The organism is Paenibacillus sp. NMA1017, from assembly GCF_058895805.1.
This window is the reverse complement of sequence record NZ_JBZXYR010000002.1, coordinates 435,421-459,732: the sequence shown is the minus strand read 5'-3', so window position 1 is coordinate 459,732 and position 24,312 is coordinate 435,421. Positions and strand designations below refer to the sequence as shown.

Below are 24,312 nucleotides of genomic sequence, written 5' to 3'. Positions count from 1 at the left end.
TCTTCTCCTTTGAATTAGCAATTTAGTTTCATATACAACCTACCCCATATATATATTTCGACAATTTGCTTTCTAAATGTTAGGTATTTATTAAAAGGGAGAGTAGAAGGTTATTCAAAAAGAACGACGGCCCCCTAGTGAATGAAACGATGGGACCGCCGTTTGTCGGCAAAACTGGTTTTATGTTGTTTTTCCAACTCAATTCTTACTAAATCACTTTATTGTTCTAACAATATTTAAAAAATAAGATAAATGAGAACAAACGGGTATGCTTTGCACCTATAAATACCTGGATTGCATTGAGGGTTCTTAAGTTTTTGTCCCTTATAAAAGAAGTGAAATGAGCAAGGGTAGTGAAATGAGCGATAAGACTGAGCTAATAACAAATGCAGATGCAGCTTCCGTTTCCAGTGTTTCATAACGGGTAGCAATCATAGCGGCCACAGCCGAGCCGGGAAAAGCGACAAGCAGTACGGCTTTGGTTACATCTTCATGGGATAGTCCTATCAGAACAGCAATACCGAGCATAACAATAGGCATCACGATGGCTTTCAGCACAGCGATGCTAAGTGCTTTTGGACTGAACGTAATCTTTTTGATACCAATGGTTACCCCGATGGCAAATAGGGCTGTACCAGCAGTAATATTGCCGATTTGATCAAACATGGATTGCAAAAGTTTTGGAGCGTGGAATCCACATAGAGTCAATATGACACCAAACAAAGGTACGCAGGCAAGCGGCTCGCTGAGTCCATGAAGGACTGATTTCATAGTGACTTTAAATAAGTTGCCTTTAGTGCCGTCGGATTCTGTTGTTTTGCGCTGACCGACCGTTCCCAAAATACTTGCAAGCGGATCAAGAATGGCATTAACGACGATCCCAGTAATAGCAATCGGGATGGCGACTGCCGCACTTCCGAACAAGCTTCCCAGAACCGGGATTCCCATGAATGCAAAAGAAGGCTGTGTTGAATTCAATGCGAACATGGAGGATTCAGTCAGGCCTTTTTTGGCAATTAAGCGATAAACAATGAGCAATACAATATAAAAGCCGATTACACCAAGTAGCAAAGCCACAAGAAAGGGCCACTTTTGAATCAACGTCTCTCTTGGTGTCGTCGTAATGCCAATAAACAAGTGTGCAGGTAGAGCAAACTTCGTCACGAGTGTATTTAATCCCTTAGAAGAAGCAGGGTTAAAAGCCTTAAACAATCCTGCGAAATAACCAATTAAAATGACAAAGAAAATAGGAATTAAGATAATAAAAATATGACCTGTAGCCATGATGTCGCCTCCAATGAAGATGTCCGCCAAAAATGGCGGACATCAGTTAAATAATCACTTTGCATATGCAAGTACAAATTTGATGTTGTTCGCTATTTTTTAAACCAGGACCGCTTCCTGACCATATTGTTTGATTGGTTTATATTTGCAGTCCCACATCGCATCTCGAACTGCTTGTGCGATATCGTCCGGTTGATGACGCGCTACTCCATCCTGAACTGCTGCCTTGGCCACAGCCACGGCTACCGCTTCAGATACTTCGCGTAATTCATTGATTTTTGGCAGCAGGGAAGCGCCAGGCTGCGACAAATCAACCATTTGAGCTACTGCATGGGCAGCTGCTGCAAACATGCTGTCTGTTATAATTTTGGATTTTACCACGATTGCGCCAAGACCAAGACCCGGGAACACGAAAGCATTGTTAGATTGCCCAATTTCAAACTTAATATTGTTATAGATCACCGGCTCAAAAGGACTTCCTGTTGCAATGAGGGCTTTTCCTTCAGTCCAGTGAATCAAATCTTGCGGAGTTGCTTCTGCCAGTGGAGTCGGGTTAGACATAGGCATAATAATAGGACGTTCTGTATGCTTGGCCATCTCTTTAACGATTTCCTCACTAAATGCCCCACTAACACCGGAAGTACCGATCATAATCGTCGGTTTCACGCGGCGAATGACTTCAAGCAGAGGGATTTTGCCATCTTCAGCGTGTTCCCAGTCACGGCATTCTGCAGCATCACGTACATAAGGGACCTGAAATGGAAAAAGTCCTTCTGTTTCGTTGGTAAGCAGACCACGGTAATCATAAGCCCAGAAGTTACGTCTTGCTTCTGCTTCTGACAGTCCTTCCAGCATCATGGCGGCGCTAATTTGGTCTGCATTGCCGATTCCGGCAGCTCCTGGACCAAAGACTAGAACCCGATGCTTGCTCAGTGGGATTCCGGACAATTGAACACCAGACATCACACCTGCGAGCGTAACCGCTCCAGTACCTTGAATATCGTCATTAAAAGTCAAAATACTATTTCCGTATTTATTGATAATGTTCCGTGCGTTGACATTGCCTAGATCTTCCCAGTGCAGCAGGGCATTCGGGAAAAAGGAGAGTGCAGTTTGAACATAAGTGTCAATAAATTGGTCATATTGTTCTCCACGTACACGTTTGTGACGATTCCCCATATATAAAGGATCTTCCAATAGCTTCTCGTTGTTTGTACCTGCATCAAGAACAACTGCCAGTACCCGGCTAGGATCTATACCAGCAGCAGCTGTATACACAGCAAGCTTACCAATAGAGATATTAATACCTCCGACTCCCCAGTCCCCGATTCCCAAAATACTCTCGGAATCTGTGGCTACGATCAGGTCGATATCATCAGGGTCTAGATTCAAATTCTTAAAAGCCTCTTCAATACCCGCAAGATTATCAATAGATAAATACATACCACCAGGCTTGTGATATTCATGACTGTATTCCTGTATAGCCTGGCCTACTGTTGGTGTATAAACAATCGGGAGCATTTCGCTTAGGTGCTCAGAGAGCAAACGATAATAAAGAACGGTATTCCGATTAAAAAGATCATTTAAGGCAACGTTTTTACGCAAATTATCCGGTTGGCTCTGAAATTGCTCGTAAACCCGTTGAACCTGCTCCTCAATAGTTAATATCGTAGGAGGAAGGAGACCGTCAAGTCCAAGTTGTTTCCGTTCTTCCAGGGTAAAAGCCACTCCTTTATTCAGCAGTGGGTTGGCAAGTAGATCTTTTCCGGTTAATTTGGTTTCGATAGATCCGTCTTCCGTAAAATGAAAAGCACGCATTTTCAATTCCTTCTTTCTAGAAAATTACATTTAGTTCATCCTTGAACAATTCGTGAACAAGTATACGCCTTATTTTAAACCAAGTGAACAAGTATGTTGTGTGAAAAATGGTTATATAAGTGTTTACATAAGAAAAATTATGAAAATGAAAGCGATTTTCAATGTTTTTCAAATGAAAATTTCATTTAATTTTCATGATAATTTCGGAAAATCCTGATTAAATGTGACGATTATCATAGTTTTTTTTGAGGTGTGTTTCGATTAAGTACGCATAAAAAATAGCTTAAACTTCATTTTATATAAACGAAGTTAAGCTATTTCTTTGGCTATAAGGAGGTTTGAGGGTCGAAATTCAATGCTTCGCAGCTTTATATTTAATGAATATCAGGCATTTAATTCTCCAATACGATTGACGGCTTCATCAGTAACTGTAGCAGGGCGTCGCATCCAGCTATTACGCCATTTCAATTGCATTATGATGACGAGGGTAAAGGCACAGAACGTGATTAGGCTCAGAGAGATGAAGCCTGGCATATAGGAACCCGTTGATTTGTACAGATGACCCAGTATAAGAGGGAGAAAGTACCCGCCTATGCCACCAGCAGCGCCGACGATGCCGGTCATGAGCCCGATTTCGTTGCCGAACCGCTGCGGAACGAGCTGGAATACAGAGCCGTTGCCAGCGCCAAGGCACATCATGCCTACGAACAGCAGCACAACTACCACGGTAAGTGGCGGTAAAAACGCAATGCCAGCAAGCATAATCCCGGCTCCCGCATACAAGTACATTAACATGCGTGAACCACCAATCCGATCAGACAAAAAGCCACCTACAGGACGAAAGAAGCTTCCGGCAATCACACAAACGGTTGCAAAATCGGCGGCATGTACCGCAGAGAGGCCATATTGGGTATTGAAGAAAATAGTCAAATAATTAGAAAGGCCAACGAATCCGCCAAACGTCACGCAGTAAAAGGCACAGAATACCCAGGCATCCCTCTGTTTGAGCACCGAAGCATATTGCGACAGACTTTTTGGTGCTGGGCGGTGAGGGCTGTTGCGGGCAAAAATACTGAACAGAACGAAGACGGTTAAGATGGGGAGGATGGCCAATCCGAAAACGGCTTCCCAACTGCCAAAATGTTGAGCAATGCGGTTGGCGAACAAAGTCGCAAGGACGGTACCGCTATTACCGGCACCGGCAATTCCCATAGCCAAGCCTTGATGCTCTTTGGGGTACCATTGACCGGCCAACGGCAGCGCAGCTGCAAATGAGGCTCCGGCTACGCCCAGGAGCAGGGCAACAACATATAATTGCTCTAGCGAATCAACCCACAGCCAGCCGAGCAAGAGCGGGATTATCGTGACAAGCATACCAATCTGTCCTGTGAGCTTGGGACCGATATAATCCGACATGAATCCGAGCACGAGCCGCAGCAGGGAACCACCGAGTATGGGTAGAGCGACAAGATTGGCTTTTTGTACAGGGTCCATCGGATAATCATTGGCAATTACAACGGCCAACGGTCCGATCATCCCCCATATCATAAAACTGATATCAAAATACAGAAAAGAGCCAAATAAGGTGGGCTTGTGTCCGCTTTTCCAGAAACTTTTTTTGTTCATTCTCCATCTCTCCTGTTCTAATTGTTGTTCTTTGTCTGCAAAATGTAATTTGAACATGAAAAGCCGCAAATCGCCCCTACATGGTATCTAGGAAACGATTTGCGGCTTCATTGCCGTGGTTGACACACTTCATTGTGAGTCGACTTGGTATGATCACGTTGGAGTGATTTTAATTCAAATTATAAAAAGGGATCTGCTATATGTCAATATACATAACACAAAATTATGAAATAATTAAATACAAGGGAAAAATATAGTTTTCATGTATTGAATATTGACATGACATTCACAATTCAGTAATCTTAGATACATATCGGTACAACGATGTGCCGACATTTACGGCAACGGTGCCCTTTTCCATTGAATGGAGAAGGGCTTTTTCTGTCTTATTTTATTCGGAGAATGGGGCTGGTTTTAATATGATGAAAAAACTGGTCGTCGTCGGCAACGGTATGGCAGGCATCAAATGTGTGGAGGAAATACTCAATTTGGAGCCAGAGCGGTTCCAAATCACGATATTTGGTGCAGAGCCCCGTCCCGGGTACAACCGAGTGCTCCTGTCCAAAATGCTTCAGGAGGAGAGCTCATTTAAACATATCGTTACCCATGACTGGGCCTGGTATGAAGAGAACGGGGTAAAGCTGTACGCGGGTGAACGCGTCTGTCGTATTGATGTTGCAGCCGGGATGGTGGAAACGGAATCCGGCATCAAAGAACCTTATGACATGCTCATATTGGCAACGGGCTCATTGCCTTTCATGCCGCCCATTCCCGGAGCTCGAAAACAGGGAGTAATCGCTTTTCGTGATGTGAATGATTGTGAAACCATGGCGAGATATGCCAAAACATACCGCAAGGCCACGGTTATCGGAGGGGGGCTGTTAGGACTTGAAGCTGCTCAAGGCCTGCTGAATCTAGGGATGGAAACTGAGGTTGTTCATAATGCGCAGTATCTTATGAACCGTCAGCTTGACCGGACGGCGGCTGTGCTTCTGCAGCGAAAGCTGGAGCAACAGGGCATGAGGTTTCATTTGGCAAAGGAAACGGTCAACATCATAGGCCAAAACAGGGCGCAAGGATTGATGTTTGCGGACGGGAACAGGTTGGAAACGGATTTGGTTGTGCTGGCGGTTGGTATCCGACCGAATATCGAATTAGCTCAGGACAGCGGTCTGATCGTAAACCGTGCGATTGTCGTGGATGATTATATGCGCACGAATATTCCCGGTATTTATGCCGTCGGCGAATGTGCTGAGCATCGCGGGATTTCATACGGGCTAGTGGCGCCGCTATATGAGCAGGGAAAAGTGCTGGCAAAAGTTATTTGTGGGCGTGAAACGGCTCCCTATGAAGGGACGGTTCCGTATGCGCAGCTCAAGGTAGCGGGGGTTCATGTGTTTTCCGCAGGAGACATTCGCGATGAGGGTAACGAGACAGCGGTCATGGAATATAACGGGATGCAGGAGGTTTATAAAAAAGTGATGATGCACGCCGGTGCTGTCACTGGCGCCATTTTGTTCGGAGATACGGCGGAAAGTACCTCGCTGCTCGGAATGGTGCGGCGCGGAGCGGCCGCTACAGAGCTTACATCCCGGGATAACAGTGGGAGCAAAGCAGAGGATGCGGCAGCCGCACTGCCAGAAGAGGAAACGGTATGTGCGTGCAACGGTGTGAGTAAGGGGGCTATTTTGCGAGCGATTGCCACGGATAAGCTGAAGACGGTGGAAGAGGTGAAGAGCCGGACCAAAGCATCCGGTTCCTGTGGGGGCTGTCGGCCGCTGGTGGCTGCACTGGTCAAAAATAGTTTGTCCCGATCGACAGTTTCCGGGCCTGTAGTTACTCCGACCGCCCAAGAAGTTGTCCCTGTGTGTGGATGTACACATTACGATCATGATTCGCTTAAAACAGCTATGGTGGACGCAGCCTGTCAGACTCCAGAGGAAGTAGTGTCCCGTCTCGGTTGGACCAGACAGCAGGGGTGTGAATTGTGTCGTCCGGCTGTACGTTATTACTTGGAATCTCTCGGGTTGCGCGACAGATCTGCGACAAATCCACTAGGGGCTGGCGTTGCGGTTCAGGTCGCACCGCAGTACGGAGGAGGGGCGCCCTCTGCGGGTCTGCGCTTTACGAACCTAAATGCCGAGGATCGAACTTTTGTTAAGTCGGACCTGATGGATCAGGCTTTTGTAGAAGTAGCCTGGCTAAGAGAGCGGTTGGCAACTTTATGGGGAAGTCTCGCATTGCCCGCGTTGGTTACAGTTGCTATTTGTCCTGGATCGGCGTATCCCGGAGGTGTACTTGTCCACGATATTGGAATATCTCGATCTCCGGCAGGCTGGGAGGTATATGCCGGTGGCCATGCAGAGCATCCGGTTCGCCAGGGGCAGCTGCTTGGCTTGGAGGAAGACCCGGCAGAAGCAGTCCTGATGGCTGTAGCCTGCTTGCAAATATACCGACATAGTGCCCGGTATGGGGAGAAAGTGTGGGAGTGGATGGAAAGGACTGGCGTTCTGGCGCTACGGGAAAGTGTACTTGATGCTGCTCTTCGAAGTGAACTGGCGGGCAGCCTACGGACCACAATGCTGACAGGATGACGGGTTGAGTTGGAGTTGTGGCGATATATCTAGCGTGTGCAGACAATAAAATTACGAAAAGTGGCGAAGGGGAGGTGACTTTGATGTGTCAGTCAGGAGAAGGCAAACCGGCAGCTGGGCTACATGTATCGTCAGTAATGGATACACAGTGCCCGTTTTGCAGCGTGCAATGTAAGATGACCGTTAGTACGGATACGGAGACACTTGCGGGTACCATCCGTACAGTGTATAAGGCGGAAGGGAAGCCTAATGCAGCCTCGCAGGGTAGGCTGTGCATCAAGGGAATGAATGCGCATCAGCATGCAACTCATGCGGAAAGACTGGTACAGCCTCTCATTCGCAAAGAGGGCAAACTTGTTCCCGTCAAGTGGGAGGAGGCGTTGGATACTATAGCTAGCAGTTTCTCTACGCTACTGTCCACACAGGGTCCTGATGCAATCGGAATTTACGGTGGAGGTTCACTCTCCAATGAAACGGCTTATTTACTCGGTAAATTTGCAAGAGTGGCTGTAGGTACGCGATATATCGATTATAACGGGCGCTTCTGTATGTCGGCAGCGGCATCCGCTGGCAGTAAAGTGTTTGGTGTTGATCGCGGACTGACCTGTAGACTGGCTGATATTCCGTTGGCTCGTTGTATTGTGCTCGCAGGTACGAATATCGCTGAATGTCAGCCGACCTTAATGCCTTATTTTCACCAGGCGAAGGAAAACGGCGCATTTGTCATCGTAATTGACCCGCGCGCGACACCAACGGCGTCGGCCGCCGATTTGCACCTGCAAATCAAGCCGGGTATGGATGCTGTGCTGGCCAATGCCATGCTAAAGGTCATCGTGGACGAAGGATTTGCGAATGAAGAGTTTATCCGCAAGCGGACCAACGGCTATGACCAGCTGTTGACTCATTTGAAGGGTGTGGATCTGAGAGAATCGGCTGCGTTGTGCGGAATTGAGGTAGAAATGATCCAGCAGGCAGCACGTGCCTTTGGCAGTGTGGAGACTGGCATCGTTTTTACGGCCAGGGGTGTTGAACAGCAGACAGATGGACATATGGCGGTGCGTGCATTTCTTAATCTGGTGCTGGCCACTGGCAAGATTGGAAGGGAAGGATGCGGTTATGGGGCTATCACAGGTCAGGGAAACGGGCAAGGGGGGCGAGAGCACGGCCAAAAAGCTGACCAGCTTCCTGGTTACAGATCAATTGAGGATGAAGAAGATCGAGCCTATGTGGCATCCGTGTGGGGAGTGAAACCAAGCAGCTTGCCGGGTAAAGGAGTGTCCGCCTATGAAATGATGGAGCTTGTGCATCAGAAAGAAATCCAAGCTTTGTTCGTGATGGGCTCTAATCCTGTTGTATCTAACCCGAATGTCCGGCTGGTGGAGGAAGCCCTCAAAAAGCTGAATCTGCTGGTTGTGGCGGATATGTTTCTCACGGAAACCGCGCGAATGGCTGACGTTGTTTTGCCTGTGACATCTTATTTGGAGAATACGGGGACGATGACCAATCTGGAGGGTCGCGTTCTGCTACGGGAAGCGGCGAGGCCCGCACCGGGCGAGGCTAGAGATGACTGGAACATTTTGTGTCAGGTGGCTGCAAAGCTAAACAAGGGCAGCTATTTCTCTTACAGGGATGCTGAGCATATCTTTGAAGAACTGCGGCTCGCCAGCCGGGGCGGTCCTGCCGATTACTACGGGATCACATACGACAGGCTGCGTCGTGAAGAAGGAGTTTATTGGCCATGCCCGTCTACGGACAGAGCCGGTATGGATACGATGTTTCGGGAAACCTTTGCCCATTTCGATCAAAAGGCTGTTTTTACGGTGGTTGAAAGCTGTGGAGCAGGAGAGGAGATTTCAGAGGAGTACCCGCTTGTTTTGACGAACGGCCGTGTACTTGCTCACTATTTGACCGGTGCACAAACGCGCAGAAGTCCGTCGCTGGCCGCGCGAGAGATTGAAAATTATGTGGAAATTCATCCGCAGACAGCGCGACGCTGGCACATCAGGGACGGGGAGTGGGTAGAAATAGCATCACAGCGCGGCAGCTTCACTGTCCGCAGCCGGATCAAACCACATATCCGCGAAGATACGCTCTTCGTGCCCATGCATTGGGGAGGGATACAAAATGTAAATCGGGCGACCCGACCGGATCTTGATCCGTTCTGTCGGATGCCTGGCTTCAAAACGGCTGCTGTACGCATCCGTCCCCTTCACCTGGCTGTAGCCGCAACCAGTGCAGATAACGGGGAGTGGTCTGAGTTCTAGAGCAGGACTGAGTAAGTGACTTTTTCTTTGCATAAAAGGCCAGCCCCCTTGGTATGAGTAAGGGAGCTGGCCTTTTGGATTGGACAGTTTAGGGCCCGCAATCACTAGACTGCGTGACGCCAATAATTATTAATGTAATTAGGTTTCGGATCTGCTTGCTCCTGTTTTTATTTCGTCTCTGAGCATAGCTTCTCGCCAGTGACAATACAAACCCCAGGCGTCCCCGTTTTCTAGCAGCGGTTTGCAGGTATACAAACCTTCCTCTATGGAGTCGACTCGCCCTGCAACGAACAGTCGGACCGCGCTGTTGAGTAACACCTGATTCGAGAAGGCTATAGAAGCTGTGCCTTGTAGCACTTCCTCCGTAATGCGCAGCTGTTCAGCGGGGGTCCAGTTATGCTCTGGTACCACCGAATCCAGCCCGTACATTTCCGGATCAATAACCTGTAGTGATACCTCGCCGTTAGCAAGCAGGTAAGTCCGGGTCGGCCGATCGATGAACAAATCCTCCGATCCTTCGCTCCCTTGGATGATCAGAGCCCTGTGGTAATTCAGATTTTGCATGAGTTTCGCCGTCTTTTCGAACACCGTATTGTGGAAAACGCCGAATACAATATACGGGGAAGAACCGTAATCAACCAGTTTCTCGGCTGTATTCAGCACTGTGCGAAGCCCCAGCTCTTCGCGAATGGGCCGCAGATCTCGCAGGGGCGCGCACCACTTTTCGGAGGCTACGAACAGTACACCGGTCAGCTTCGCGGCATGAATGGCGGTTTCGCGCGTCATGTTCCGGGGTGTTACCCCCATTTCCTGCAATAAAAGCGGGAGCGTAACACCCCATTTGGGAGGGAGAGGTGTACTGCCATGCATCGTTACAGGAATTCCGCATGAGGCGAGTAGAAAGGCCGTTGCGAAGGTAGCAATAAATGAAGATTTCCTGCCATCATACGGACCGGCGAAATCAATACCTTCCTGCATCGGGAAGCGATGGGTATATTTACGGCAGACGTTTACGAATGCTTCCAGCTCGCCAACACTCTCCATTTTAATGCGCTCCGCGGCAAAGAAAGCTCCGATTTGAGCAGGGGTTGCTGACTGGGTCATAATAAGTTCGGCAGCAGCTTCGGCTTCGGCGTAATTCAGATCCCGGGCGCCCCTTTTGCCACGACCAACTTCTTTTAATATTTCAATGATATTCATGTTCAGGCCCCTTTCAGATTTATGCTTTTAGCATTTGCTGTGCTTTGACGATGGAGATGGCCACATCAACGATACGTTTGCGCTCGTTCATTGCTTTTTTTCGTAGCACATCATATGCTTCCGCTTCCGGGATACCGTTTACTTCCCCGAGTATTCCTTTCGCCATATCAATCCATTTGCGTTCTTCCAGCCGAGCGGTCAGTTGCTTGCGTTCACTTTGCCAGTGCTGGCGTTCAAAAAAGCGTTTGGCACTAAAATGAAGAGCCCAATTCAGCTCATGGGCTGCCATAGAAGGGGTTAGAATGCCATCAACAGTGACATCAGCTTCACAAGCCTCTGTCGATGATAGCGCTGATTCTGCGCTGCACCACCAGAGCAATGGGACCGCTTTGGCTTGCTCCAGCCTGTCACCCCATATGCTGATCATGCCGACAGGTATGTTTAGTACCGCCGCATCTGCATTAAGGATTAGCTGTTTGATTTCAGATTCATTGCGGCAGGGCAGAGTTAGGTATCCGTTGGACTCTAAAAGGTGTTCAGGTCCTGCCTGCCATGAGGAAACGGCGCGTGTCTGCTCAGATACATGGTCAGAATGTAAGTGAATTACCAACAAGGAACGCAAGCGGGCTCCTCCTCTCTGTAATATGAAGGGTAGTTAGCGATGGAGATGGTATTTGTTGATAACAAATATGACATGTGATTTTATCCGTTTGCTTATTTTTCCACCATCATCAAGCTAAAACGGACTTTTAAACCATTTTGGCGTGTTTTGGTCTGAAAATCAATCCTAATTTTGTAGGGAAGTGATATTTTATACGTCATAGACATGTTACATGGTGATAAAATATAATTTTTTATAAGTTAATGCGTAAGGAATGTTGACATATCATTTGAACCATTATATATTAGCTACAATACTTTTTAATTCCATACTCTGATGGATACAACGGCGTATTCGATGAAACGGCAATGGAGCCTGTTTTCTCATGTGGGGGATATTTTGAATCCCCATATGTGAAGCAGGCTTTTTATGTTTTGAGAATACAAATGGAAGGGGAGTGACCTGATGAACAATATCCAAAAGTTAGTGTTGATCGGCAACGGAATGGCGGGAATACGCACTCTCGAACATTTGCTGAAGCTTGCACCAGGTAGCTATGAGATTACGGTATTCGGGGCCGAGCCCCATCCAAACTATAACCGGATCATGCTGTCTTCCGTTCTGGCGGGAGGGGCAGGTTTGCAGGATATTGTCATCAACGACTGGAGTTGGTATGAAGATAATAATATTCGATTGTATACCGATGATCCTGTCACAGCTATCGACACGGAAAAGCAGCAGGTGACATCACGCTCCGGCGTATGCATCTCTTATGATTTATTGTTGTTGGCAACGGGTTCTAAAGCCTTTATTCTGCCGCTTCCAGGGGCCGACAAGGATGGTGTTATCGGTTTCCGGGATATTCGTGACTGTGAAACGATGATGGAGACGGCGAAGACGCACAAAAAAGCAGCCGTCATCGGCGGCGGATTGCTTGGGCTAGAGGCAGCTAGGGGGCTGCTTAACTTGGGGATGGACGTCACAGTTATTCATATTAACGGATATATTATGGATCGGCAGCTGGATGAGGCTGCTTCCCTTATGCTACGGCGCGAGCTGGAGGAGCAGGGAATGACATTTCTGGTCAATAAGCGGACGGCGGCTATAACAGGGCGTCGCCGCGTGGAAGGGTTGAAATTTGCCGATGGCAGCGAGCTGGAAGCGGATCTGATCGTTATGGCGGTAGGCATCAAACCAGACATTGAACTGGCGGCGTCGGCGGGAATTCCTGTAAACCGTGGCATCATCGTAAATGATTACATGGAAACGAATATCCCTGGCATCTACGCCGTTGGCGAATGTGCAGAACACCGGGGAATCACTTACGGGCTGGTTGCTCCATTATATGAGCAGGGTGGTGTACTGGCTCAGCGGCTCGCGGGAGTGGAGACTCCCGGCTACAGTGGTTCTGTTACCTCGACAAGGTTGAAGGTATCGGGTGTCGACGTATTTTCAGCAGGGGATTACAAGGATGAACCGGGAACACGTTCTCTGCGGTATCAGGATGATATTGGTGGCGTCTACAAAAAAATCGTAATCAAGGAAGAAAAACTGATCGGAGCCGTTCTGTTTGGGGATACGTCTGACGGAGCCATGCTATTTTCTTTGATCAAAAGTGGCGAGTCGGTGGTTGGCCGAGAGAAAGAGTTATTACTTGGCTTCAATCCCGGTCAACCTGAAGCTAGTGGCGCCATGATGCTAGAGCAGATGCCTGATGACGAAATTGTATGCGGATGTAATGGTGTATCCAAGGGTGACATTGGAGAGGCGGTTGCGGCTGGCTGCCGGAGTGTCGGGGAGATTAAGGCATGCACGAAGGCATCGGCATCATGTGGCGGCTGCAAGCCATTAGTGGAGGGACTCTTACAGCTATACGCAGGCGCAGAAGCCGGAGAAACAATGAAAGAGGGGATTTGTAGTTGTACGACGCTTGACCGGGAAGCGATCATTGATGGCATTCGGGAGATGGGATTGAAGAGCGTTAAAGAAGTGATGAATGTGCTGGGATGGAACGAACCGGAAGGTTGCACCAAATGTCGGCCGGCCCTCAATTATTATCTAGGTATGCTATGGCCACTGGATTATGAGGATGAGAAGGAATCCAGATTTACGAATGAACGGTACCATGCCAATATACAGAAAGATGGCACCTATTCTGTCGTACCCCGCATTTATGGAGGAGTTACTTCACCTGCCGACCTGAAAAAAATTGCTGCTGTCGCAGAGAAATACAATGTGCCTCTGGTTAAATTTACGGGTGGCCAACGTCTTGACCTGCTTGGTGTGAAGAAGGAGGATTTGCCGGGGATCTGGGCCGAGTTGGATATGCCGTCTGGATACGCCTATGGAAAGACGCTGCGAACGGTTAAGACATGCGTCGGTAACACCTTTTGCCGCTTTGGCACTCAGGATGCTATGGGTATGGGCATCCGGTTGGAAAAGGTATTTGAACGTCTGAATGCACCATCCAAAGTCAAACTGGCTGTATCCGGTTGCCCGCGTAACTGTGCTGAAGCGACGATCAAGGATTTGGGCGTCGTTGCTATTGACGGTGGCTGGGGGATCTACGTTGGAGGTAACGGCGGTATCAAGGTCCGGGCAGCTGAACTGCTTTGTACCGTTAAAACCGAGGATGAAGTGATGGAATGGACCGGTGCCTATCTGCAGTATTATCGTGAGCAGGCCAATTGGAACGAACGCACAGCCCATTGGGTGGAACGGGTCGGAGTTGAATCCATTAAACAGGCACTCGCGAATGCAGAGACGAGGAAGCAACTGGTGACCAGAATTGAGGAGACGTTGAGCACGACGACTGATCCGTGGCACGAAATTATTCACAACGAAGAGCTGCGCAAAAATTTTGTGCAACTGCCGGAACTTAGCCAGTAATGGAATAGGGGGCTGACAAAATGGAGACCAATACGACAACCAACAGAATCAGAATAGCTGATCTGAACGAAATTGACCGACGTGGAGCAAGGACAGTTCGCATTCATAATACAGAGATAGCTGTATTCCGTCTGAGCGATGGCAGCGTGCATGCGCTTGAGAATCGTTGTCCGCACAAAGGGGGACGGTTATCCGAAGGAATGATATGTGGCTCAGCAATCCATTGTCCGCTCCATGACTGGAAAGTTGACCTTTCCACTGGCCGGGTGCAAGAGCCGGATACTGGATGTGTGACTGCTTACCCGACGGAGATTGACGGTGAGAGCGGGGCGGTTTATATCGTAATCTAAGAATTCTATGCGTCTTGTGCTGAGGTCCTGCTTTTTTTCTTCTAAATAATAGAAGGATTAAGGTGAAAAGCTTTGTTGAAGAAGTGGTGTTGTTAAAGTGCAGTGATTTAAGTATACAGAAAAGTCGATCCTACTTTTCCAGACGGATTTTTTATCTTATAAGTATCATTTTGATTAAAAAATAGGTCATTGACTAAATCTTAGTCAATGACCTATTTTCTTTTCACAGGATAACTAGATTTATCTCTAGACAAACAAAAAAGCCTTGAGTATCAAGGCTTTTGACGTATAGGACGGATGGGGATCGAACCCATGACCCTTACCCTGTCAAGATAATGCTCTCCCGCTGAGCTACCGTCCTGCGGTTACTAGATAATATCATGTATTAACCATATATGTAAAGTGGAAAAATAGAAGTCAGCCTGTACTTCATGATCATTTATATATATAATTCGAATTTAGTGAGTTTGCAGATTTGTAATTAATGATAGGGGGAACAGATGTTGGCCGCAGAAATTATAAGTGTAACAACAGAAGAGCAGCTACGGGAGGCAATATCGATCCGTACCAAAGTGTTTGTCGAAGAGCAAAAGGTTCCTCTCGATTTAGAAGTTGATCATTATGACAAGCTGGGAGATACGGCCCATCATTTGCTAATTTGTGAACATGGTGAAATGGTGGCCACTGGTCGGTTGACATACTATGAGGAAGATACAGCTAAATTGCAACGTATTGCCGTTCTCAAGGAGCATCGTGCCGCAGGCTATGGACGTGTATTACTGCTAGCACTGGAGGAACGTGCGCGTGAATTGGGGTTAAGATACTCGCTGCTAGATGCCCAATGTCAAGCCGAGAAGTTTTACGAAAAGCTCGGTTACGAGACGATCTCCGATGAACCTTTTGACGATGCGGGAATACCGCATGTACGTATGCGTAAAAAGTTGTAGTCGACAGCGTAAGGTGCATACAAATCTGTACAATGTGCATGCTAGTAAAAGTTCCTCCACTATACTATGGATAAGGAGCGATACAGCATGGCTAACACAGAACGGGAGCAAATTACTGCAGTACGTAAAAACGGGGATGGCGACCTTACGTCTTTTCAGACATCTACCGGTCGGATCTTAGATTACAGCCAAGCATTGAACGAGATTGAAGCAGGCTCAATTGCAGGCGTTAACGTTTTCAAAGCCAAGGATGGAAGTAAACGAATTCGGGGAGATGCCGATGGAGATCCTTCTAATAACCTGGATCAACTGCCATTGTTCTGACCTTAACTCGCAACATTAGAATGCAAGTTCATCATTATATTCAAGAACAGCAAGCCGCCTGGCTATCCTTTGTAGGAAAGCCAGGCGGCTTTTTGTTCATTGTTCAAGCTGTATTTAGCATGCTACTATGCGCGTTCCAATTCTGCAAGGTGATATACCCGTTGCTGCTCCAGAAAGGACATGGCTCCGGCCTTCTCCCTGAATTGTTCCATATCATCACTATAGTGCATCAAATGAATCTGCTCTTGAAGAGATGGCGCCAAGCTTAGCAGCTCGTCCAACGTCGTATGGACTTCTCCAGCGCCTTGTAATTGAACCTCGTGTAGAATACTCCGACATCCTCGTTTATGCACCAGATGATGAAGCAAATCAGGATCAAAAACCATATCTGCACTATAAAAAAGGCGATCATTAATGAATATGGAGTAACTGTTTTTACCAGGAATATGCCTTGTAGGGATTAGCTCCACCTGGATACCGGATACTAATGTAGTGGGTACACCAGGCGTTATTACGTTTACCTCGAATACATCTTCAAGCTTGTCAATCATACCCTGCTGTGACATCCCACCCTTGAGTGTATGCTCCCATAAAGGGTGTATTAGTGGTTCGGCGATATAAAGTAGAGGCTTACGACGATGGAGAATGTTCATTTGAAAACCGAATTCCTCCAAACCTCCGACATGATCTGCGTGAATATGTGTAATTAAAATTGCGTCAATATCAGGCAAAGGGACGCCCATTTGATGTAATGCTAAAGAAGCGGTTGTACCGCAATCGATCAGCAGTTTGCCTTCTCCGCTGTCAAGCAGCGCGTTGTTGTTGTAATAATGCTTGGCAAAGGCACTGCCTGTGCCAAGCATTTGTATCGTTAGGCTCATTATGGATTTATCCTCCAGACTTTTGTGTACTAGGATATTCTACAGTCGTATTTTATCACCTATACTGCCGGAACTAAAGATTTGGCTCCTTATGTAAAAACTTTGGACAATTTGTGAAACACAGCGCAACTTGTGCGGCTGAGCTAGGTATAAATGTACGACAGAAGGTTTTAAACAGATGACGATGGAGGGATTAGTAGTGATGAAATGGAGAAAAGTGATGGCCCTAGTGATGGCCTTTTCAATAATGGGAGGGACCGCCATTTCGGCGGAATCCGCCAAGGACCAAGTGCAGTTGATTATTAATGGAGAAGTGTCAAAAGATGGTGCGGTTGTCATTGATGGGAAAACCTATGTGCCCATTCGTGATTTTAACGGACTTGTAAATTTTGATCCATCCGGTGGAAAAGTTGTTTTCGACCAGCCTAACGTGCATATGTTCCTGTTCAAGGGAGATACTGTGTTTGGTAACGTGAATAAAGGCAATAAAGTGAAATTTAATGTATTTAGTCAAATTGATACCTTGAAAACAGATATCTCCGGAGTGAAGGTAGCGATCACCGACCCTTCGGGCAACGTAAAGGATATTCAGTCCCAAGATATCAAAGGAGCACAAAAGGATAACTTCTGGTTCCGTACGAACGACTTTACGTATGATTTCAAAACAGCAGGGAATTACCGGGTTGGTTTCTACATTAAAGAGAGCAAAGACGGCAGCTATACCTTGGTGTCCGAAAAAGTCATTACAGCGATAAATTAGGCATACCACAAATTGACCTGCACCCTTGATCATGTTACGATACGGGGGAAAATAAAACAATTTGAAGGTAGGTATTTCCATGAGTGATCACAAACATGAACACGGTGAAGCCTGCAACCACGATCATGACCACGAACATGAAGAAATGGTTCTTACGCTAACTGATGAAAATGGTAAAGATGTAGAAATGGTGCTAGTAGAGACCTTTGATGTAGAAGATCACGTTTATGCTCTTCTGCTTGAGCGAGGCAATCCCGAAGCGGATGGCATTATTCTTCGTATGGAAGAAGAAAACGAAGAAATGGTGCTTTACAATATTGAGGACGAAGATGAGTGGAAACGTGTAGAAGCTGCATATAGCGAGCTTGTTGCCCAATACGAATAGAATTGGATGTAGCAGCTGTTATAGCTCTTCAAGAAAAAAAGCCCCCAAATAGGGGCTTTTTTTCTTGACTATCAACATATTTTGTTAGCATGTGTTGTCAGATCAATATTATGAAATAGCGTCAGTTTCGACGATAACCTTCACCTGATGTACTGTTCGGTCCTCAGGTCCTTTAACAGGCAGGCCTACTTCTACATGATCAACAATATAATCAATATTATCCTGCGAAATAACTTCTCCTGGCAGTAAGATCGGAATACCAGGTGGATACACATAAATGAATTCTGCAATAATGCGGCCAGCAGATTCCTTGAAAGGCACGATTTCCGTATCTCCATAAAAAGCGTCTCTTGGAATGAGGGAGAGCTGAGGGATATCCGGTATCTTTACAACCAGCTCATGCTCCTGACCTGTGGAATAGTGCAGAGAAGCCAGCTCACGCAGAGCTTTCAACAAAATTTCAATTTCCTCTTTGGTATCACCAGGGGTCACCAAACAGAGAATATTGTACATATCGCTAAGCTCAACCTCGATATTGTAGTGATCTCTCAGCCAATTTTCCACGTCGTATCCGGTAAGACCCAAATGGCGGATATGAACCGTAATTTTGGTTGGATCATAATCATAGGTAGCTTCTGTGCCGAGAATTTCGCTGCCAAAACAATATAGCCCTTCGATCTTGTTGACCTCTGAACGACAATATTCAGCCAATTCCAGAGCACGTTGTGCTATTTCATGACCGTTAAGTGCCAGATTACGTCGGGATGTGTCCAACGAAGCCAGCAGAATATACGAAGTCGACGTTGTTGTCAGCATACTGAAAATCGTTTGTACACGCTGCGGATTCACGAATCCGTTTTTCGTATTTACATTCAAAATTGAGCTTTGAGTCAAGGAACCACCCAGCTTGTGAACGCTTGTAGCTGACATGTCTGCTCCCGCCTCCATGGCGGACATCGGTAGATCAGAGTGAAAATGAATCAATACTCCATGAGCCTCATCGACCAGGACCGGCACATTATAGCTGTGAGCGAGATCTACAATTTCCTTCAAATCGGCGCACACACCGTAATATGTCGGGTTGATAACAAGGACGCCCTTGGCGTCAGGGTGGCGTTCCAATGCCCGGCGTACGGACTTGGTTGTAACCCCGTGGTGAATACCGAGATTCTCATCACTGACTGGAGAAATAAATACTGGTTTTGCACCAGCAAATATAATGGCAGACATTATAGATTTGTGTACGTTTCTGGGTACAATAATTTTATCACCTGGCAAGCAAATGGACATAATCATGGTGATGATGGCTCCGCTTGTCCCCTGTACACTGTAATACGTATAATCAGCTCCGAAGGCCTCTGCTGCAAGCTTTTGAGCTTCTTCGATTACGCCTGATGGCTGATGCAGATCGTCCAATGGAGCGATGTTGATCATATCTATGGAAAAGGCATTATCCCCCATAAATTCGCGAAATTCCGAATCTGCTCCCACTCCCTTTTTATGACCTGGGATGTGAAATTGAACCGGGTTGCTCTGAGCATGCTTTTTCAAAGCAGTAAAAAGCGGGGTGTTGCTTTGATTCATTAGTGTTGTCACAACCTTTCGTGCAGGATTTCGACAATCCTGTGCAAGTGATAATAGAACAAAATTGAGTATAGCAGTTTGAAGTAGGAATGCAAGCGATTGAGGGCGCATTTATTTGCGAAAGAGTGAAGTAGGCGGAGAACGCGGTCTTTATAGCCAAAAAACGAAGGTGGAGGATGTGGATTAGATGGGGCAAAAAGGACGAAAAAAAGCTTCGCCGCAGCTGTGGACTCCTTTTTTTACTAAATTGTGGGTTTTGGTATTTTTGGTCGAATTTATGAAAGGATCTCTTCTGGTATCCATCCTGCCGGTATATATGGGAGAAACGCTTGGTTTGTCGGCCGGGATTATTGGTTTGGCCTTTTCGCTTCAGTATTTTGGAGACAATGCGTTTCGGGCACCGGCGGGTTGGATGGCTGAACGGCTCGGCTACCGTGGAACGATGTCGACCGCGTTGTTGTTTACGCTTGTAGCGATTATTATGCTGAGCGTATTGACAGAGCCCGTGTGGCTCGTCGTCGCGTGTCTGCTGCTCGGTTTGGGTACTTCTCCGCTCTGGCCTTGTGTTATGACCGGAACGACCGAAATGTCCGGGCCTAATAACAGCAATGGCGCGGCGATGGGCACATTGGAAATTGCGTCTATGGGTGGAACGGGATTGGGTCCGCTCATTATGAACTTCGCCATATCCCACTATGGGCATTCTTACGGCATGGTGTTCATGATTTTGATAGGATGCAGTGTTGTATTGTTGTTGGTTGCTCTCATGCTGCCAGGACCGAAAAGGTTTGCTGACAAAGGTGACCTCGAACAGAGCGCTCTAGTATCGTCTGATGGGTACACAAAGCAGAAGCGGGGGGTTCTGAGGGGAATCCAGGAGACGATCGGCGTGCTCAAAACAAAGCTTAACGTCAATCCGTTAATTTACCCGGCGCTGTTTTTGCAGTCTTTTGTTATCGGTTTGATCAGCCCGGTACTGACGCTATACGCTCGGACGGACCTCGGGATTTCACCGAACCTGTACAGCATGCTCCTGATTGCAGGCGGTGGGGTGACTGTGCTGGCACTGATTCCTTGCGGCAAGTTGGTCGACCGACTTGGAACGGAGTATTTTCTACATATTGGATTTTTACTAGCCGGAATTACGCTGTTTTTCTTCTCAATCGTTCGATCTATTCCGCTGGTGTTTGTATCCGTAGCGCTTATTGGTTTGGGATATGCGCTCATTTTGCCTGCATGGAACACGTTTCTTGCCCGACTGATTCCGGAAAGCGAGCGAGCAACGGTATGGGGCTTTTTTTTAACACTTCAAGGCTCCGGCATGGTTATAGGCCCGCTCGTTTCAGGAGTGCTATGGGACCGTGCTGGACACACAGCTCCATTTATCATCAGTGGGGTCGTGATGCTGCTTATGTTTGGCTGCCACTTGGCTCTGGCGCGCAATCCACGGAGAAAAACCGTCGTTAAGGCTTGAACGGTGCTCTTAGAAGCGGACAAGGCCGCATTTATCGGAAGCTATTCCTTCGGAAAAGACATCCGGTACAGCGGCAGCAAATGCTCAAAGGTAGAACGCACTGCCTGTAATAATGCAGCCCCGTCGCTGGCGAGTGGATCTTCTCGTTCAATACGGATTCCACACATGACCTCCGCTTTTTTTACCTGTTGCAGCTTATGGATGATCGTTTGAAAATCTTGATTATCCATATGTTGTTGTTCTGTGCCTTCCGGAGCCATATGATCCATAGACCAGTAAAAATGATTCGGGAGGTTAGAACGCACATCACTCAGATTGGCTTCGAGCGCCTGGGCAAATGTAGCTTTGTTCGGGCTTTCATAAATAATTGCGAAGATGACGAAAAGATGGGAAGCGAACATACCTACCTCAAAATGCGGCAGCGCCTTGTATCCGCGCTTGTTTGCCGCCCAGGCAACCCAAGTATCTTTGGGGGGATTGACTTTGCGTCGTGCATGCTTGGCAACGTGAACGTGCATAGGCTCCCCACATAAGTCCGTTAGAAATGGAGCTAATTCCTCTCCAATCGCTTCCAGCTTGGGCCGAACCTGCTGAATCAGCACTTCCATACGAGGCTCCAACCCCGGTATTTCAAAAACATCGAAGTCCTTTGCAGTAAATCCACTAAATGTCATTCCTTTTCCTCCTGTAACTGGGTTAAGCCATAACGTGTGGCGTAATATGTCCAATTATAGCATAATGCCGCCGGGCTTGGCCGACTTTAGGCCAGGTTTGAAACAAGCATATAAGGCAAAAGTAGGATTGTTCGCTGTTACTCATAAAAATAGGTCAAATAACCAAGTACCCTTACATAAAATGAAGTATAAAATAGAGCAAGGGAAGATCAAGCGGGAAAGCCGCAGGCTTGCTGTAGCCGGACTTCTTGAATCGGACTTGAAAAAGGAGGGAATGCCGTGAACAAGGGCTGTGAGGTAGAATATTGCAATCTAGAGCTCCGGTTTAGCCGTCGGCATATCCATAATCTGATCAAGGATTTGATATCGGAAGGGTATTCGCTGTACTGGAGCGAGGATGAGTCGTACCTGGTTTTGTCGGTGAGAACCGGGCGCAAGCTGGTGAAGCTCCGTTTTCAACAGCTGCGTACGGGACACTACAAGTTGGCTGGAGATTATGTAATCCGCGATGCCAAGCTGGCTGAGTGGTTGGAGAAGCTGATTGGAAGCACCCGAGGTCATGCCATTGTCAAAAGAGTTAAGGATCATCATATTTTAGTAGAAAATATTTTATTCGGTGAGGTCATTCGTCTGGTCGAGGTTACTGGCTTTAAGCAGCGTGTCATTTATCAGAAAGGACCGGTGCTGTCAGCACAGGAGATGGAGGATATGTACGCTTCCAATGAAGGGGAAACCCGGCTACTGCTGCTCAAAATGGAAGTGGACGATGAATTGGAGAAGCTGTTCACAGCGATGACAGACGGAGATAAGGCTAAAATCGGGAATTGCCATGAACGCCTGCAAACGCTATCCCACCAACTGCTGATGATGGAAGCGTAGTACATCTGAACACCTCATGCAAATGGGGTGTTTTGATCTGTGAATAGACAGGGGTTCACTTCTTACACCAAAAACGTTAAAATAGAAGTGCACGTGTTCCGATGCACATAAAGTGTAATGCGGTAAAGCGGCGATATAGAAGACAAAATATGTTGCAAAGGATGAGGAACCAGATGGCAAAACAGCAAATTGGTGTGATCGGCCTGGCGGTAATGGGTAAGAATTTAGCCCTTAATATTGAGAGCAGAGGCTTCACTGTCTCGGTTTTTAATCGCTCTCCAGAAAAAACGCACGATCTTATCAAAGAAGCAGAAGGTAAAAAACTGACGGGTACTTTCTCCATTGAAGAATTTGTGAACTCATTGGAATCACCCCGTAAAATCCTGATCATGGTTCAAGCTGGTAAAGCAACAGATGCCACGATTGAACAGCTTGTGCCTCATCTGGACAAGGGCGACATTATTATAGACGGAGGCAATGCCTACTTCCCTGATACACAGCGCCGCAGCAAGGAGCTGGAGGAAAAAGGACTTCGCTTTATTGGTACAGGCGTATCCGGTGGTGAAGAAGGTGCCTTGAATGGTCCTGCCATCATGCCGGGTGGACAAGAAAGTGCCTATAAACTGGTAGAGCCGATTCTAACGGCAATCTCTGCTAAAGTGGAAGGCGACCCATGCTGTACATATATCGGTCCCGACGGTGCTGGTCACTATGTAAAAATGGTGCATAACGGTATTGAGTACGGCGACATGCAATTGATCGGTGAAGCGTATCACCTGTTAAAATCAGTCCTGAACGTGAATGCGGAAGAGCTTCATGAAATCTTCACGGAATGGAATAAAGGGGAACTGGACAGCTACCTGATCGAAATTACAGCTGACATCTTCTCTCAATACGATGCTGAAACAGGCAAGCCAATGGTAGACGTTATCTTGGATGCTGCTGGTCAAAAAGGTACAGGTAAATGGACAAGCCAAAGCGCTTTGGATCTGGGTGTGCCATTGTCCATGATTACCGAATCCGTATTCTCCCGTTTCTTGTCTGCTATGAAAGACGAGCGCATTGCGGCAAGCAAAGTGCTGAGCGGTCCTAATGCTGAGTCCTTCAGCGGCGACAAAAAAGAATTTATCGAAAGCGTACGTAAAGCACTGTTTGCAAGTAAAATTGTGTCCTATGCTCAAGGTTTCGCTCAAATGCGTGCAGCTTCCGATGAATATGATTGGGATTTGAAATACGGAAAAATCGCTATGATTTTCCGCGGCGGTTGCATTATCCGCTCGCAATTCCTGCAAAACATTAAAGATGCATATGACCGCGATCCTGCCTTGAAAAACCTGTTGTTGGATTCTTACTTCAAAAATGTAGTTGAAACGTATCAAGATGCATGGCGTCAAGTGATTTCTGTGGCTGTATCCCAAGGTATTCCAGTGCCTGGCTTCTCTAGCGCGCTTGCATACTATGACAGCTACCGCACTGAGCGTTTGCCAGCAAATCTGCTGCAAGCACAACGTGACTACTTCGGTGCCCATACGTTCAAACGTGTGGATAAAGAAGGCGTATTCCATCATCAATGGTTCTAATGAATGTACGGATATGCATGAATAGCATTATGTAATACAACGGAAGCTTTTTTGCCCTATGGGTAGAAGAGGCTTCCGTTTTTTAATTTTTAATTATGGGTATCATTCTATGGTAGTAGAGATTGTGTAACCTTTTGACGCTATGGTATGATAGGGACAGAATATTTTAATGCATTACCGCGTCTAAGCTTTGAGTTG

At 47.0% G+C, this 24,312-nt stretch carries 19 protein-coding genes and 1 tRNA gene; 11 read left to right on the top strand and 9 right to left on the bottom strand.

What is annotated here, in order from left to right; translation table 11 throughout:
- Positions 1-324: 324 nt before the first annotated feature.
- From AC5ELV_RS07115 to AC5ELV_RS07105, 3 genes are all read right to left on the bottom strand, one after another.
- Positions 325-1,284, bottom strand: coding sequence for an AEC family transporter (locus AC5ELV_RS07115; protein ID WP_235309483.1), 960 nt, complete (start codon positions 1,282-1,284; stop codon positions 325-327).
- Between the two features lie 99 nt (positions 1,285-1,383).
- Positions 1,384-3,102: an NAD-dependent malic enzyme gene (locus AC5ELV_RS07110; protein ID WP_493429641.1), complete on the bottom strand. Its 1,719-nt coding sequence runs from the start codon at positions 3,100-3,102 to the stop codon at positions 1,384-1,386.
- A 384-nt stretch (positions 3,103-3,486) separates the two neighbouring features.
- Positions 3,487-4,728: a nitrate/nitrite transporter gene (locus tag AC5ELV_RS07105; RefSeq protein WP_493429640.1), complete on the bottom strand. Its 1,242-nt coding sequence runs from the start codon at positions 4,726-4,728 to the stop codon at positions 3,487-3,489.
- Positions 4,729-5,147: 419 nt separating this feature from the next.
- On the opposite strand from AC5ELV_RS07105, the gene nirB (AC5ELV_RS07100) reads away from it, so the two are divergent.
- On the top strand, positions 5,148-7,322 hold the full coding sequence (nirB, locus tag AC5ELV_RS07100; RefSeq protein ID WP_493429639.1) for a nitrite reductase large subunit NirB: 2,175 nt from the start codon (positions 5,148-5,150) through the stop codon (positions 7,320-7,322).
- A gap of 83 nt (positions 7,323-7,405) precedes the next feature.
- Positions 7,406-9,586, top strand: coding sequence for an assimilatory nitrate reductase catalytic subunit NasC (nasC, locus tag AC5ELV_RS07095; RefSeq protein ID WP_493429638.1), 2,181 nt, complete (start codon positions 7,406-7,408; stop codon positions 9,584-9,586).
- A 138-nt stretch (positions 9,587-9,724) separates the two neighbouring features.
- On the opposite strand, the gene AC5ELV_RS07090 is transcribed toward nasC, so the two are convergent.
- Positions 9,725-10,786 carry an anthranilate phosphoribosyltransferase gene (locus AC5ELV_RS07090; protein ID WP_493429637.1) on the bottom strand — a complete coding sequence of 354 codons (1,062 nt, stop codon included), beginning with the start codon at positions 10,784-10,786 and terminating at the stop codon, positions 9,725-9,727.
- Between the two features lie 19 nt (positions 10,787-10,805).
- Entirely contained in the window at positions 10,806-11,408 is a 603-nt protein-coding gene (locus tag AC5ELV_RS07085) for an ANTAR domain-containing response regulator (protein WP_493429636.1), read from the bottom strand.
- Positions 11,409-11,852: 444 nt separating this feature from the next.
- On the opposite strand from AC5ELV_RS07085, the gene nirB (AC5ELV_RS07080) reads away from it, so the two are divergent.
- Positions 11,853-14,276 (top strand): nitrite reductase large subunit NirB, encoded by a 2,424-nt coding sequence (nirB, locus tag AC5ELV_RS07080; protein WP_493429635.1) that lies wholly within the window; start codon positions 11,853-11,855, stop codon positions 14,274-14,276.
- Positions 14,277-14,296: 20 nt separating this feature from the next.
- Entirely contained in the window at positions 14,297-14,626 is a 330-nt protein-coding gene (gene nirD, locus AC5ELV_RS07075; RefSeq protein WP_493429634.1) for a nitrite reductase small subunit NirD, read from the top strand.
- Between the two features lie 289 nt (positions 14,627-14,915).
- Here the strand turns inward: nirD and AC5ELV_RS07070 are convergent.
- A tRNA-Val gene (locus tag AC5ELV_RS07070) sits at positions 14,916-14,987 on the bottom strand.
- Positions 14,988-15,126: 139 nt separating this feature from the next.
- Here AC5ELV_RS07070 and AC5ELV_RS07065 point away from each other — a divergent pair.
- Entirely contained in the window at positions 15,127-15,573 is a 447-nt protein-coding gene (locus AC5ELV_RS07065) for a GNAT family N-acetyltransferase (protein ID WP_493429633.1), read from the top strand.
- 87 nt (positions 15,574-15,660) lie between these two features.
- Positions 15,661-15,897: a DUF3892 domain-containing protein gene (locus AC5ELV_RS07060; protein WP_013371899.1), complete on the top strand. Its 237-nt coding sequence runs from the start codon at positions 15,661-15,663 to the stop codon at positions 15,895-15,897.
- Between the two features lie 125 nt (positions 15,898-16,022).
- Here AC5ELV_RS07060 and AC5ELV_RS07055 read toward each other — a convergent pair whose 3' ends face one another.
- Complete coding sequence (locus tag AC5ELV_RS07055) at positions 16,023-16,778, bottom strand: MBL fold metallo-hydrolase (protein WP_493429632.1); 756 nt, start codon at positions 16,776-16,778, stop codon at positions 16,023-16,025.
- Between the two features lie 202 nt (positions 16,779-16,980).
- On the opposite strand from AC5ELV_RS07055, the gene AC5ELV_RS07050 reads away from it, so the two are divergent.
- A complete protein-coding gene (locus AC5ELV_RS07050) occupies positions 16,981-17,538 on the top strand; it encodes a hypothetical protein (protein ID WP_023989343.1) in 558 nt (185 codons plus the stop codon).
- 79 nt (positions 17,539-17,617) lie between these two features.
- On the top strand, positions 17,618-17,923 hold the full coding sequence (locus tag AC5ELV_RS07045; protein ID WP_007431055.1) for a DUF1292 domain-containing protein: 306 nt from the start codon (positions 17,618-17,620) through the stop codon (positions 17,921-17,923).
- 108 nt (positions 17,924-18,031) lie between these two features.
- Here the strand turns inward: AC5ELV_RS07045 and AC5ELV_RS07040 are convergent, their stop codons facing one another.
- Positions 18,032-19,507, bottom strand: coding sequence for an aminotransferase class I/II-fold pyridoxal phosphate-dependent enzyme (locus AC5ELV_RS07040; RefSeq protein WP_493429631.1), 1,476 nt, complete (start codon positions 19,505-19,507; stop codon positions 18,032-18,034).
- Positions 19,508-19,694: 187 nt separating this feature from the next.
- On the opposite strand from AC5ELV_RS07040, the gene AC5ELV_RS07035 reads away from it, so the two are divergent.
- Positions 19,695-20,981 carry an MFS transporter gene (locus tag AC5ELV_RS07035; RefSeq protein ID WP_493429630.1) on the top strand — a complete coding sequence of 429 codons (1,287 nt, stop codon included), beginning with the start codon at positions 19,695-19,697 and terminating at the stop codon, positions 20,979-20,981.
- 41 nt (positions 20,982-21,022) lie between these two features.
- Here the strand turns inward: AC5ELV_RS07035 and AC5ELV_RS07030 are convergent, their stop codons facing one another.
- The gene (locus AC5ELV_RS07030; protein ID WP_493429629.1) at positions 21,023-21,655 is read right to left on the bottom strand and encodes a YktB family protein; all 633 of its coding nucleotides are present in this window, start codon (positions 21,653-21,655) and stop codon (positions 21,023-21,025) included.
- Positions 21,656-21,934: 279 nt separating this feature from the next.
- Here AC5ELV_RS07030 and AC5ELV_RS07025 point away from each other — a divergent pair, with 279 nt between their 5' ends.
- Both AC5ELV_RS07025 and gnd read left to right on the top strand, forming a co-directional pair.
- On the top strand, positions 21,935-22,534 hold the full coding sequence (locus tag AC5ELV_RS07025; protein WP_190297555.1) for a YkzI domain-containing protein: 600 nt from the start codon (positions 21,935-21,937) through the stop codon (positions 22,532-22,534).
- 173 nt (positions 22,535-22,707) lie between these two features.
- Positions 22,708-24,114: an NADP-dependent phosphogluconate dehydrogenase gene (gene gnd, locus AC5ELV_RS07020; protein WP_013310934.1), complete on the top strand. Its 1,407-nt coding sequence runs from the start codon at positions 22,708-22,710 to the stop codon at positions 24,112-24,114.
- Positions 24,115-24,312: the final 198 nt, after the last annotated feature.